The organism is Methanomassiliicoccales archaeon LGM-RCC1 (assembly GCA_030168575.1).
GTDB lineage: Archaea > Thermoplasmatota > Thermoplasmata > Methanomassiliicoccales > Methanomethylophilaceae > Methanoprimaticola.
Genome location: CP115555.1, coordinates 413,011 through 426,569, shown reverse-complemented (window position 1 = coordinate 426,569; position 13,559 = coordinate 413,011). Strand labels below are relative to the sequence as shown.

10 protein-coding genes are annotated in these 13,559 nt (G+C 58.8%); all 10 read left to right on the top strand.

Features of this window, described 5'->3' with window-relative positions:
• Positions 1-404 precede the first annotated feature (404 nt).
• The 10 genes from PED39_02040 (at position 405) to PED39_01995 (ending at position 13,519) form a co-directional block, all read left to right on the top strand.
• A complete protein-coding gene (locus PED39_02040) occupies positions 405-3,110 on the top strand; it encodes an InlB B-repeat-containing protein (protein WII07998.1) in 2,706 nt (901 codons plus the stop codon).
• A gap of 4 nt (positions 3,111-3,114) precedes the next feature.
• On the top strand, positions 3,115-4,164 hold the full coding sequence (locus PED39_02035) for a hypothetical protein (GenBank protein ID WII07997.1): 1,050 nt from the start codon (positions 3,115-3,117) through the stop codon (positions 4,162-4,164).
• 1 nt (position 4,165) lies between these two features.
• Positions 4,166-5,551: a helical backbone metal receptor gene (locus tag PED39_02030; protein WII07996.1), complete on the top strand. Its 1,386-nt coding sequence runs from the start codon at positions 4,166-4,168 to the stop codon at positions 5,549-5,551.
• Positions 5,548-7,410, top strand: coding sequence for a PQQ-binding-like beta-propeller repeat protein (locus PED39_02025; GenBank protein ID WII07995.1), 1,863 nt, complete (start codon positions 5,548-5,550; stop codon positions 7,408-7,410). The genes PED39_02030 and PED39_02025 overlap by 4 nt, the downstream gene beginning before the upstream one ends.
• A complete protein-coding gene (locus tag PED39_02020) occupies positions 7,403-8,536 on the top strand; it encodes an iron ABC transporter permease (protein WII07994.1) in 1,134 nt (377 codons plus the stop codon). The genes PED39_02025 and PED39_02020 overlap by 8 nt, the downstream gene beginning before the upstream one ends.
• Positions 8,526-9,326 (top strand): ABC transporter ATP-binding protein, encoded by an 801-nt coding sequence (locus PED39_02015; protein WII07993.1) that lies wholly within the window; start codon positions 8,526-8,528, stop codon positions 9,324-9,326. The genes PED39_02020 and PED39_02015 overlap by 11 nt, the downstream gene beginning before the upstream one ends.
• A 47-nt stretch (positions 9,327-9,373) precedes the next feature.
• Positions 9,374-10,627, top strand: a complete 1,254-nt coding sequence (locus PED39_02010) for a hypothetical protein (GenBank protein WII07992.1) — start codon at positions 9,374-9,376, stop codon at positions 10,625-10,627.
• Positions 10,628-10,758: 131 nt separating this feature from the next.
• Entirely contained in the window at positions 10,759-11,472 is a 714-nt protein-coding gene (locus tag PED39_02005) for a hypothetical protein (GenBank protein WII07991.1), read from the top strand.
• Positions 11,463-12,044 (top strand): hypothetical protein, encoded by a 582-nt coding sequence (locus PED39_02000; GenBank protein ID WII07990.1) that lies wholly within the window; start codon positions 11,463-11,465, stop codon positions 12,042-12,044. Before PED39_02005 ends, PED39_02000 begins: the two co-directional genes overlap by 10 nt.
• Entirely contained in the window at positions 12,041-13,519 is a 1,479-nt protein-coding gene (locus PED39_01995) for a leucine-rich repeat protein (protein WII07989.1), read from the top strand. Before PED39_02000 ends, PED39_01995 begins: the two co-directional genes overlap by 4 nt.
• The last annotated feature ends 40 nt before the right edge of the window (positions 13,520-13,559 follow it).

Sequence of the window (13,559 nt, the reverse complement as noted above, 5' to 3'; positions counted from 1 at the left end):
ATATTCGAAGACGGTCTGGTGTTATCCCCAGAATGTATTTCGCCTATGTCAATGGGTTTGATGATTGATTACTTGACCCGCTGGTAGCTATCCGGTGATAAAGAAGAAGCCTTTTCTATATCCATTTACTTGACAAAAACGATTCGTCAGGACTGCAGTTTTGTCGGTATACATGAGGTTTTCGAACCGTTGATGTTTGTTGATTTATGGATCGTAGATGACGTGCAATCGGCTACGTAAGCGGGCGTCATATGGAGTTGTAACGCCCTCACTCTCATCCATACGGCTGAAAGGGAAATACGTACAAAAGTGTGCATTGGATGCTATATGCGTGATAATCTGCACTCCTCAATAAATCCTATGGATAACAATACAATCTCCATGTGTACAGAGAGGGAACCGCTATGAAGGCTTCAGTCATAGTAGTGGTGCTGATAGCCGCGATCGCCGTCGCAGGTGCCGGAGTGTATTTCATGATGAGCGGCGGAAGCGGGAACGAGGTAATCGACGATGAGGATCCAAAGCCGTCGCCATCGAATCCGGAGGAGCCGTACAGCGGCGAGATTCTTGAGCCCAGGGAGATAAAGCCGACACTCCCGTCTCAGTGGTCTTACGTCGGAGGGGATGTCGGGAGCTTCGGCATCACCGATTCCAAGACGCCCCTGAATCAGAGCGACATGAAGATGCTCTGGAAGGTATTCTCGGAGATAGACGCCTCCGCATCCAATTGGAAGACGCCCAGCTCGCCGCTGTGCGTGGGAGACAAGGCCTATTACTACAAAGGACAGGAATCCGCGTTCTATTGCGTGGACATCGCCACGGGGAAAACCATCGCCAAAGCGAGCTGTCCCTCGAAGACCGTGTACAACATGGCCATAACCTACGGCGACGGCAAGGTGTTCGCGGTCACGTCTACAGGCTACTGCTCCATTCTCTACGCTTTCGATGCGGAGACCATGCAGCAGCTCTTCGTATCCGTCCCGGTCGATGGAGGGGAGACGCAGGGAACGGTCACCTACTACGACGGCAAGGTGTTCTTCGGAACATACGACGGGGATTACGCGTGCTTCTCCACCGAAGACAAGGACAGGACGAGGGCGGACGAGGAGGTCGAGCCACTGTGGCTGATGGAGTGCGACGGATGGTACAACGCCACCCCCGCCTTCTTTGACGACTACATAGTGCTAGTCAAGAGGGGATTCAACGACATGGGCGCCACGGCGTTCTTCATGGATGCGGACACCGGAAGGGTGATCGATTCCATCCACTTCGACAGGGAGTACTCCTCGTCGGGCGCCACCGCCTACGAGGGAAGGGTGTACATCCCGCTCAACAGGGTCGCCGACCGCAACGACTGGGAGCCCAACGAGTTCACGTCCGAGAAGCTGGCGATTCGCTCGTACAAGGTCACCCCCGAAGGGTTCGACAGGTCCTCCGAGAGGTACTGGGAGTCCGAGGACAGCTTCTGGCAGAAGAATTACAAGGGGGCGGTATGGGGAGGCACCCAGTCCATCCCGGTGATATGGAACGACACAATATATATCGGAGGCGGAGGGAAGACCCTGGGAAGCAACGAGCCCCTTTGGATAATCGATATCGGCAAGGACGGGGACATGAAGGCCCGCGGCTACCTGAAGGATGTCTGCACCAAGGGCACCATGGCGATCTCCACCGCCTATTCCACGAAGGACAACGGCTATGCCGTGTACATCTACGTGATGGAGTACGGCCATGTCAACGAGGGGGAGGCGGCTGACAGCATCAACGGCTATGCGGACATCTTCGTCATCAAGGACAGCAAGGACAGGGGCACGTCGATAGAGTTCAAGCTCAGGCCCGATCCGGCACAGTTCTGCTACCAGAGCTTCGTGATATCGGAGGACGGATACGTTCTCCTGAGGAACGACACCACCCTGTTCTGCTTCGGCAAGGAGAACAGGTACGGACCGGATGACGTATCCTCATCGATAGACAGGTTCCTGGACATGTACGATGACGGCAACGTCAACTACAGGGATTACCAGAGGATCGTCGCAAGATACTCCGGCCTTACCGACCAGGATAGGGCGAAGGTCTCCAACTACCAGGACCTGGACAGGTTGTGCGTCACCCTGACGCTGAGAACCGTCTCGGGCGATCTGGTGATGAAGGTCCCGAAGGGAGCCATCGTCGACCTCCCCGATGTGGCCGTGCCCGCGGGCAAGGTGCTCACGGGATGGAAGGAAGGTTCTGCTGACTGGACGTCGTTCAGCACGCCTGTCGCGAAGGACACGGTCCTGACGCCGGTGTACGCTGACGCAGTGAAGATCACCATGGATCCCCAGAACGGGGGCGGATCCAGCATCATTACCCTGGCCAAAGGGGATCTGATGCCGTACATCCACGATCCCTCCAAGGAGGGATATCAGTTCGGAGGATGGTTCGACGGTTCCACCCAGTACATTCCAAACAAGACCAAGGTCTCGAAGGACGCATCACTCACGGCCAGATGGCTAAAGGTGAGCTATCTGGACTTCGATCCGGACGGAGGCTCCTTCGTGTCCGAGGTCTACTACGGGGTTTATGACAGGCCCCTCGGCGACCTGCCGGTATCGGTGAAGGCCGGCCATACCTTCATGGGATGGTTCTACGACGGGAAGGAATACACCTCGGCGACCGTTTACAAGTTCGAGCAGGGGATAACACTGAAGGCGAAATGGTCCGAGAACGCCTCGGCCACCGTGGACAACGGCAAGGGGCTGTCGGTGACCGGCAAGTTCCCTGCATCCTCCACATTGTCCGCCAACGCCTCTAACACCAACGGAAGCACCTACAAGGCGATCAATTCCGAGTGCAAGGACAGGACGGGTAGCGACTCCAACTGCATCCTGGTCACCCTGAAGGGGGACGGGGTAAGCAAGGAGCTGCCGCTCACCGTGAAGGTGAAGGCGAACCAGGGCTACGATGGGAAGGAGGTCAAGGTGTTCTACTACCTGGACAAGGTGATCGAGACCACCGGCAAGGTCAAGGACGGATATCTGACGTTCGAGGCCTACGGCAACACATTCTCGGGCGGAGTGCAGATGACCTTCGGCGTCCAGAAGGGCGTGATGAGCGAAGGGTCGTGGTGATAGGATGAACAAGAACACATTGGTTATCATACTGATAGCGGTCATCGCGGCCGCAGGGGCGGGAGCCGTTTTCGTCATGATGTCCGGCGGCAGCAGTGATGTCGACGATGGGACGTACAGCATAAGCCTGGAGGTCTCCCAGGGAGATGGGACGTACAGGGAGTACTCCGCAGAGGGGTCCAGCGTCAAGGAGGTGCTGCAGAGCACCTTGGGGGACAGCATAGTGCTGAAGAGCAACGGCAACGTCCAGAGCTACAAGGGCAAGGAGAACTCGGACGACAGGTCCTGGATCGTGTTCAGATGGCAGAGCCTGAAGGGCTGGGTTCCTGCCAAGGATGCCGACCTGAGGGACGGTTCCACGCTGGTCCTGGAGTATGCAGAGAAGGTGGTCGAGAACGGAAGGACCGGATACGTCCAGCCCGCGTTCAGCATAAGCAGCGAGGCGTACTTCTTCATACAGGTCCCCGACCTCTCGGAGATCGAGAAGGTCGCCAAGGACCCCAACTCCAAGCCCGACGACAAGTCGGAAGGGAAGAGGCTGACGACGTCTGAGAGGTTCGACATCATGATGGGATGGTTCGAGAAGGCAGGTCTCAGCACGGCGGACATAGAGGAAGGGTTCTGGATCAAAGGCTCCGGTACGAACGTGAACGAGGCCTTGGTCAACGCGGTGAGGGACACGCTGTTCCCCGACGCGGAGGTCGAGGTGGTGGAGGACAAGGGAGTGCTCGATTACAGGTTGGATGGGCAGTCGGTCCACAGCCATCTCATGAGCAAGGACATGTTCGGATGGTTCACCGGATTCTTCGGATGGGCGGACACGCAGCTCAAGAACGGGGACTGGACGTACTGGTCGCAGTTCTCCTACAACCCCAACGCCAAGTCTTTGGACGACACCAGGCAGTGGACGTACAACAACCTCACATTGGGCAAGTACGACATGGGCAGGTACCATTACTTCGCCCTGGTCCTGCAGACCACATCTGAGAAGCAGGCGGACGACGGAGTCGAGATGGTCATGCCTACGCCGTCGACCATACCCGAAGGTCTATGAGATGAACTCCACCGGTAAGAAGCTGGCCATAACCGCTGTCGTCGCTGTCGCGGTGATCGTCCTGACCCCGGCCATGGGCCTCACCCATGCGGAGACCGAGGGCAGGAGCGGAGTGGTCATCGACTTCGGGTACTGGGATACGGTCTGGGTGAACCTGGATTTCGGGGACGGCATGGACGGATACGAGGCGCTGGAGACGGCGTGCGGTCTGAAGGGCTACCCGCTGGTCTACCAGGATGACAGGCACACCATAGTGCATTCGATAAACGAGCAGTCAAACCTCCAGGGGAAGAAATGGGGGATGTACATGCTGTCCGAAGGCCAGTGGATCCCGTGCGACGACCCCTCGGCCGTCATCCTCGGTCCGGGGGACATAGCGGCATGGGCTAGGGCGTCCGGTCCGGACGACGTCATACCGGGTACCGACCAGTCCGGGTTCACATACTACAGCTACGCTGACTCCGGATACTCCCTGAAGACCGGCGAGAAGCTCAAGGTCGTATCGCTGGCGCCCTCGGTCACGGAGACCATATGCTCCATCGGGGGATTGGATTACATCGTGGGAACCGACCTCTACAGCAACTATCCGGAGGGGGTCGTAGAGAACAAGGCCGAAGGGAAGATCAGGAACGTCGGCGGGTATTCCGATCCGAATTACGAATGGATCGTGAAGCTCGGTCCCGACGTGGTATTCTGCGAAGGCGGCACGGGTGAGCACGTGGCGATGGCAGACAAGCTGAGGAAGTCGGGGATAGACTGCGTCGTGACTTACGACGTCACCAACATAGAGGTGCTGTACGACAACATCTGGCTGGTGGCTTCTGCGATGGGATTGAGCGAGAACGCCAACAGCGTCATCCAGACATTCAGGGGGACCATCGACGCGGTCTCGGGCGTCATAGGCTATCAGGCGGCGGTGAGGACTTTCATCGCCCTGTCGGCGGACCCGTCCCCGTGGACATCAGGCAGCAACACGTTCGCTTCCGACACGATCGCGAAGGTCTCGGGCAGCAACGTGTTCGATTCGCAGTCATCTTCATGGTTCATGGTCTCCAAGGAGCAGATCCATGCCAAGCAGCCCCAGGTCATGATAATCCTCCACGGCAGCGAGATAACCTCCGAGGAGGAGTACGAGGAGTTCCTGGAGAGGATAGATCCCGTATGGAGGGAGACCCCGGCCTACAGGAACGGGAACATATACCTGTTCACAGGGCAGGCGGCGGACCTGCTGTCCAGACCGGGGCCGAGGCTCTGCCAGGCGGCCGAGCTCCTGGGCAAGGCGCTGCATCCGGACCAGTTCGAGTTCAGGGACCCGCTGGATACGATACCGAAGTACCTGGGGGACGATTACAGGGATTACCTTACATATCAGAGGGGGATGGCATGAGACGCTACGCACCTTTGCTGGCGATCGCCGTATTGGTCCTGTCGGTGTTCTCGGTGGCATCGATCGATGCCGATCAGCAGGACCAGGTCCTCGTGGATTTCGGGAACGGCAGCTACCAATGGTACGCGAACGGCGGAGGCGCGACCTTCGGGAGCGTCCTGGAAAGCTCCGTGGAGGATACCGGAGTCATAAACGAGATCAGGACGAGATCCGCATCGGACTGCGGATGGCATCTCTTCCAATGGGAGGACGGATGGACGGACAGGGGAACGGACTTGAACGCACCGTGTTCGGGTACGGTAGCTTTCGGATTCTACCCGGACGGCTTCGCACCGGTGTCCACCCCGGAACACCCGACGTCATGGACGACGCTGAGCGGATCCTCATCGGCATCCAACGTCTCCGTGTCCCACGGACAGAAGGAACCGAAGATGCCCGTGGAATGGTACAACACGTACACCACGGGATACGTCGACTCCGGACTCGTTGTCGCAGGGGACATGCTCTACCACACGACGGGAGGGGCCTATGGGGCGACCGGAGGGGACGAGGATGCCTGGGTGTACGCACTGGACAGGTTCACAGGAGGGATCGTGTGGAAGTATCACGGCATCAAAGGCGCCGGATACGAGGTCACCACCCCTGTGATAGTGGGAGATTATCTGGTGGTGACCTTCACATGCGGGGATGTGATCTGCTTCGACAGGTACACAGGGGAGATCAGGGACAGGATGACGGTGGATATCAACCCGCCCACCGACGATGACGGCGACGTCATCTGGGAGGGAAGGGTCTTCCAGACCGGGGGCACGACCCCCGTGTACGATTCCGGAAGGATATACTTCGGGACATCCTCGGGAACGGTGATGTCCCTGAAGCTGTCCCCCGAGGGCAAGATGTCCGTCGACTGGGAGTACGCGCCTCCGTGCGAGAGGGACCAGTCCGGCGACTATATCGGGACGAGAGGCTGCTTCTACTTCCATGCCCCGACCATCGCCAAGGTCGATGGGAAGAGGATGCTGTTCACAGGAAGCTATGAGGGATACGTGTACGCGCTGGACGCCGACACCGGCAGGGAGATCTGGGTGAAGAGGGTCATAGACATGAGGGACGACAACAGGGCCGCTCCCGGGACTCCGGGTTCGGCGGCATCCGTCTCCGTCTCCCCGGACGGGTCGCATCTGCTGATCGGATGCACCGATGGGGCGCTGTTCTCCCTGGAGGGATACCTTCTGGCGTTGGATCCGGGGACCGGTGAGAGGCTTCAGGCGGACGGAAAGGATTGGAAGCTGGATGCGCTGTTCACGTCGCCCGTGGTGACGGACAGCGGGTTCTTCACCTATGTGTCGCCCCTGTCGGCAGGATCTCAGAGCTTCGCCACCGCCGACGGCGGAGAGGTCGAGGCCACCACGGCGGTCTACAAGTTCGACTGGGACGGGAAGGTCGTATGGAAATCGCAGGACTATCAGATGATCAAAGGCGCTCTGACATTGGACGCCGACGGGGTCCTCTACGGAACGGATTACTCCGCGGGAGCGTTCTGGCCCACCGGAGGCGCCCTGACCGCGTGGGACTCCAGCGACGGCAGCGAGATCTGGAGGGTGCTGCTCTCGCCTTATTCGGAGGATTCGTACTCCATGGTCCAGCCAACGGTGGTCGACGGCAAGATATACACGGGGAACGACTTCGGAGCCGTATACTGCCTCTCCGATATCGAGGGGGAGGGTACCGACGAGGAGAGGGTGCAGGCCCTCGAGACGGTCGGATTCGCGCATTGGTCATGGTACCTGGCCGCGATAGTGGTCGCATTATCCACGGTATCGTTCGCGATACTTTACAGGAGGACGATGAATGTCTAAGGATGGGCTTTTCTCTCAGCTTAAGAAGGGATACAGGGGAATGAAATCCGATCTGGAGAATCCGGATGAATCGGAGATCGAACTGAAGAAGAGGCGTTTCAGGCTGATAGTCCTGTTCGGCCTGTTCATGTCGGTGGTGGCGTTCCTGATTTCGATCTCGATCTCGTCGGGCGGTATCATACCGCTGAGCGACGCCATCGCGGCGCTGTTCTCCTCCATCGGGAAGGCGGTCGAAGGCGACAGGAACCTCGACATGATCGAGCTGTACATATTCAACGCAAGGCTTCCCAGGACGATAGCGTCCATCGCCGTCGGCGCGGGCCTGGCGATTGCCGGTTGCATGTACCAGGCCATCATCAGGAACCCTCTGGTCGACCCGTACATCACGGGAGTGTCATCCGGTGCCGGCTGCCTGGCCATGGCTGCCACCGCCCTGGGGTTCAGCATCTCCTTCCTGGCGGACAACACCCTGTACATCATCCCGGTCGTCGCCATCATCGGAGGCATCATAGCATTCGCCATCACCATGACCGTCGCCGAAGGCAGCGGAGGGTCATCGGTCAACTACATCCTCGCCGGAACCATAGTGGGATTCGCATTCTCGTCCGTGCAGACGATATTCATGTCCATGGGCAAGGACAACCTGACCGACGTCATGTGGTGGCTCTACGGCAGCTTCGCGAACATCACATGGGAGAACGCTTGGATAGTCTTCATCCCTGTCATCGGCATATCCGTGATAGCGATGGTGTGGGCGAGGGAGTTCAACCTCTATTCCATGGGGGAGGACCAGGCCGCCCAGCTGGGATTGAATGTCAAGAGGTTCAAGAGGCTGACCATGATAGTGGCGTCCGTGCTGACGTCGCTGTGCGTGGCATTCGTCGGGATCATCGGATTCGTAGGATTGGTGGTGCCGCATGCCTGCCGTATGGCGCTGGGAAGCGACCATCGTCTGATCATGCCCGCCTCGATAGTCATAGGCGCGATGCTCATGCTGTTCGCCGACCTGGTAGCCAGGACGGTCATGTCCCCGGCGGAGCTGCCTGTGGGTGCGATAACGGCGATGATCGGTACGCCCGTGTTCGCCTACATGCTCATGAAGAGGGGGCGCAACTATGACGGATGATCCCCCGGTGCTCAGGATAAGGGGTCTGGTCAAGGACTTCGACGGCTTCAGGGCCCTCAAGGGGATTGACCTGGAGTTCGGCAAGGGCTTGCTCATAGGCCTCATAGGCCCCAATGGGTGCGGCAAGTCCACGATGATGAAGTGCATCTCCAGGATCCACCCGCAGACCGAGGGCACCATCGAGGTCGCCGGGAAGGACGTCTCCACGATGAAGGCCGCGGAGGTCGCCAAACTGGTCGCCAACGTCCCCGCGGAAGCCGGACAGACCTTCGGCATAAGCGTCATGGACATGGTCATGCTCGGAAGGTATCCGTTCGTCGACAGGATATGGTGGGAGAATCCCGAGGACGAGAGGATCACCAGGGAGGCCCTGAGGACCTTCGGCATAGACCATCTCAGGAGGAAGCAGGTGGCGCTGTGCTCGTCGGGAGAGAGGCAGCGCGCGCTCATCGCCAAGGCGTACGTCCAGGAGCCCAAGCTCATGCTCGTCGACGAGCCCACCTCGCATCTGGACATGAAGTACAAGCTGCAGGTCATGGAGTACCTCCAGAAGATGGCCCGCTCGGAGATGACGGTCATGGTCGCCGAGCACGACATCTCCCTGATGGCGAGATACTGCGACATGTGCGTGATAATGAAGCAGGGGGAGATCGTGGCCGTGGGGGACCCCAAGGAGATCATAACCGAGCAGCTCATCAAGGACGTGTACGAGGTGGAGGCCAGGGTCGGCCTCGATGCCGACGGGGAGATCTACGTCCTGCCGAAGAGGTACATAGAAGGGTCGCTGTGACCGATAACATATGGATGTTATATCCAACTAAAGCATTATGGTAAACGATGTCGAACGAATTCGCGAGGGAGACCGATTCTTGGAAGGGCAGGAAGGTATGCTGCTTCAGATGCGGCCATCAGTGGATCTCCCGCTCGGACGAGCGCCCGGTCTCGTGCCCGTCCTGCCGTTCCCGGCGCTTCGACGTGCCGTCAAAGGAGCACAAGTGCTTCAACTGCGGCGCGGAATGGGCCCCGAAGCATTCCAGCGACATCTGTCCCGGATGCGGGTCGTCCGTATCGGACATCGGGGTCAGCAGGGGGTTCTCCTGCAACCAGTGCGGCCACCGCTGGGTGTCGCGCGGCTCGGAGAAGCCTGTCAAATGCCCCAGGTGCAAGTCCCGCAACTGGGACGAACCGAAGATCCCGAGATTCACATGCCGCAAGTGCGGATACGTCTGGAAGAGCAAGATGGAGCATCCGGAGCAGTGTCCCAAGTGCAGGTCGAGGTCCTGGGATAAGGACACGTTCAAGCTGAAGTGCTTCAGATGCGGCCACAAATGGATACTCACGGAAGGCGTGGAGCCGAACGCGGTGAAGACATGTCCCTCGTGCAGGTCGATGAAATGGGATGAGCTGCCGCCCAAGTCGGAGTGCTTCAGATGCGGCAGGATGTTCATCCAGTTCAAGAGGAACAGCCTCTGCCCCATATGCAAGGGGGAGGACCACAGCGAGTTCAGGTGCGGATTCTGCGGCGCTGAGTGGGTCGCCTCCGCAGATGCCAAGAAGATATGCCCCGCATGCGGCCTGGTGTTCTCGGACGACGAATCGGAGAAGCTGATCGTGCTCTGGGAGAAGGACGGGCTGAGGCTGGTCTATCTCTTCAAGGACGGGATAGGGTGCGTGTACCTGTGGGAAGGGTCCTATCCGATATCATGCAGGTACATGGACGAGCTCCTGGACGAGAAGGGATTGGAGTTCGCGACCATCGTCAGGCACGCAGGCAACGAGAGGTACGGCAGATTCTGGGATTCCCTGACGGAGGATATGATGTCCCGCAGGGATTCGTACAGGGAGAACATCCCGTACTTCATGGATCGCCTTGGCCTGAACGAGGGCCAGGCTGAAATACTGGCCCTGCACTTCACAGGGATGAGCCCGGAGACCATAGCATTGAGGCTGGGCAGGTCCCTGAGGGACATAAGGTCCGAGTTCACCAGGATCCAGAACGCCTTCAGCAGGGGCGGCATAGTCGTCAACGACTCCGTCTACACCGAGGACCCGATCTCATGCTATGAGGATGAGCAAAGGGACACTACATGAAGTTACATGTTTTCCCTGTAATGTAGAATATTGTATCGTAAAAACTACACTTAGTTACATGATGGACACATAACCTATTTGGATGGTCTGCATATTGGTACTATCATCCATTGGCCTCGAGGGGTGCTAGGTTGATAGATGAGAAGGATTACCAGATCGGGATGCTGCGTCTCGAGCGCATAGTCGAGCGCAACCGCACGGTTCACGATGCCGACGACAGATGGTGCGTAAACGAGTGCAAGCTGTGCGGTTACATATGGAACGCCGAGAGCGAAAGCGAAAGGCCGAACGTCTGCCCGATGTGCAGGTCCTCGCTGTGGGACCGTCCCAACGTCAGGAAGGTCATGTGCTACAGATGCGGTCACGAATGGATCACATCCAGCGAATCCCCCATGATGTGCCCCTCATGCAAGAGCAGGAGGTGGAAGAACGAGCTCCTGCCCCTCGAATGCTGCAGATGCGGGTCAACCTGGGAGGACACCTTCAAGCAGGGCGTCCCGGTGACCTGCCCGAAATGCGGGGTCCTGAAACCCGAGCAATACAAGGTCGGGAGGATCCACAAGAAGACGCTGAGGGACGTCACCGAGCACAGGAACAACAGGGTCTCCCTCGACGAGAGCATCCTGAAGGAGATGTGGGGCATCGACGAGGACCTCTTCAGGTCGGTCTGTCTGAGGAAGCACGGCCTGACATCCGTGCAGGCAGACATCATCGTGAAGTTCGACCGCGGGGAATCGGTCCCCGACATAGCATCGGACATGTCCGTCTCGGTGTCCACCGTCATGGACGTGGTCCTTCCGTTCATGAGGCTGTGCGAATCCATGGGGGTGAGGACATGGAGCTGATCAACGAGAACAACTACGGTCCCATGGCGAGGTACACCGACGCGCACATATTCCTGGTCCTCGACATCATCCAGAGGAGGGGACGCATAAGCAGGAAGGGCCTCGTGGAGGAGACCGGTCTCGGAGAGGGCAGCATCAGGGGCATGCTGAAGGTCCTCAAGGAATGGAAATGGGTCGAGGTCAAGCAGAACGGGATACACATCACCGCGTTCGGCAAGCAGAGCTTCGACAGCTTCCGGCTGAGGTACGTGGACATCTACAACGAGAAATATGCCGTGAGCAGATACCAGCAGGGGATCATCGTGGAAGGTGTCGCAGACAGCATAACCAACGGCATGGCGCAGAGGGATCTGGCCATCAAGAACGGTGCGGACGGGGCCGCCATATTCGTCATGAGGGGCGGCAGGATCATATTCCCGGAGTCATGGGACATAGACGAGAAGGACCCTGAATTCGCCAAGAAGATAAGGGCCACGGGCATCAAGGACGGCGATGCTCTCGTGATAGTGGACACCAAGGATCCCGACGAGGCCAGGGTCGTGGCCGCGGCGGTCGGACTGGCGATGAGATGAGAGCCTATCCGGCGATAATCCTGGCGGCGCTGCTGCTCATGGTCTGCCCATCCTTCATGGACGGGACAGAAGCATCCGAGACATGCCCGGACGGGACCGTCTACGGGTACGAGACGCATGGCAGCAGTCATCCCGACTACTATTGTGTCATAACGTCGGCCGAGACCGACGAGAGCATACTCCATCTGCCGTCGGTTCTGGAAGGATACGACGTGCGCACGCTCGCATCCCATGCATTCGACGGGTGCATGTTCGTATCGGCGGTCATCCCGAAGAATCTCAAGGAGATAGAGAACGGCGCCTTCGCAGGATGCCCGCTCCTGACAGATGTGTACTTCATGGGCGACCGTCCGGTCATGGGCGATCCCTTCCCGGAAGGGGTGAGGGTCCATACGGTCCCCGGTTCCACCGGTTGGACCGGTACGGAGGCCATCGACGTCGTCACCGTCGGCGGAGTGGATTACGCGATCCTTCCCGACGGCGCCGTCGTGACCGGAGGCATCCCAGTCGACGGAGTGCTGTCCATCAGGGGAGAGGTCGACGGCGTCAAGGTTGTGAAGGTGGACGATTATTCCTTCGCCGGGGCCATGAGGGAGGACGGCACGGTCGACAGGAGGTCGGACATCGACAGGGTGGAGATGCCTGAAGGGCTGCTGTCCATCGGACAGAGGGCGTTCTACTACAACGATGTGAAGGCCGCCCCCATACCCGAGACCGTCAAAGACATCCAGGACGAGGCCTTCAGGGCGTGCCACAATCTGGAATCCGTGATATTCTCCGGGAATCTGAAGTACATAGGCTTCGAGGCGTTCCGCGACTGCCATTCCATAGAGGCCCTGGACGTCCCCAGTACAATAGGTTTCGTAGGCGACGGGGCGTTCTACATATGCGAATCGCTGGAATCCCTGAGGCTGGGGGTCGATGCGGTCCCGCGCATGTTCGGATACTGCGTATCGCTGAGGGATGTGGAGTTCGGCGACGGAGTCGAAGGGATAGGGGCGTCGTCGTTCTACCAATGCGAATCCTTGAAGACCGTCGAGATCCCGGACAGGGTGAAGGTGATAGGCAGGGAGGCGTTCCGCGACTGCGTCTCCCTGAGCAGCATCGACCTGAACATGGCCGAGGGCATCGGCAGGATGGCTTTCAGGGGCTGCGAGTCGCTCAGGACGCTGACCGTCCCTTCGGATGTCAGGCTCATAGAGGGCTACGCGTTCGCGGACTGCACAGGGCTGCAGAGGATCGATGCCCTCGGCATGGCGCCGAAGGGCGATGACACCTCGTTCCTGAACGTGGATGCGACGGTCCATTGCAAAGAGGGAGCGGTCGGTTCATGGGAGTCCTCCGGCCTCGGCCTGAAGGTCGTCGGCGATCTGGACGAGGGTACGGACCATACGTTATTGGTCGCAGCGGTCATCGTGACGTTGTCTCTGATAGCGATCGGGGCGGCATACATCATCCTCAAGAGGATTCGCTGATGCCGCACGGGGAATGAGGTGGCGTCGTTTCCTCGAATCA

What these genes read in the sequence shown, in the direction of transcription:
- PED39_02040 (WII07998.1), top strand. Translation starts at nt 405, where the DNA reads ATGAAGGCTTCAGTCATAGTAGTGGTGCTGATAGCCGCGATCGCCGTC.
- PED39_02035 (WII07997.1), top strand. Translation starts at nt 3,115, where the DNA reads ATGAACAAGAACACATTGGTTATCATACTGATAGCGGTCATCGCGGCC.
- PED39_02030 (WII07996.1), top strand. Translation starts at nt 4,166, where the DNA reads ATGAACTCCACCGGTAAGAAGCTGGCCATAACCGCTGTCGTCGCTGTC.
- PED39_02025 (WII07995.1), top strand. Translation starts at nt 5,548, where the DNA reads ATGAGACGCTACGCACCTTTGCTGGCGATCGCCGTATTGGTCCTGTCG.
- PED39_02020 (WII07994.1), top strand. Translation starts at nt 7,403, where the DNA reads ATGTCTAAGGATGGGCTTTTCTCTCAGCTTAAGAAGGGATACAGGGGA.
- PED39_02015 (WII07993.1), top strand. Translation starts at nt 8,526, where the DNA reads ATGACGGATGATCCCCCGGTGCTCAGGATAAGGGGTCTGGTCAAGGAC.
- PED39_02010 (WII07992.1), top strand. Translation starts at nt 9,374, where the DNA reads ATGTCGAACGAATTCGCGAGGGAGACCGATTCTTGGAAGGGCAGGAAG.
- PED39_02000 (WII07990.1), top strand. Translation starts at nt 11,463, where the DNA reads ATGGAGCTGATCAACGAGAACAACTACGGTCCCATGGCGAGGTACACC.
- PED39_01995 (WII07989.1), top strand. Translation starts at nt 12,041, where the DNA reads ATGAGAGCCTATCCGGCGATAATCCTGGCGGCGCTGCTGCTCATGGTC.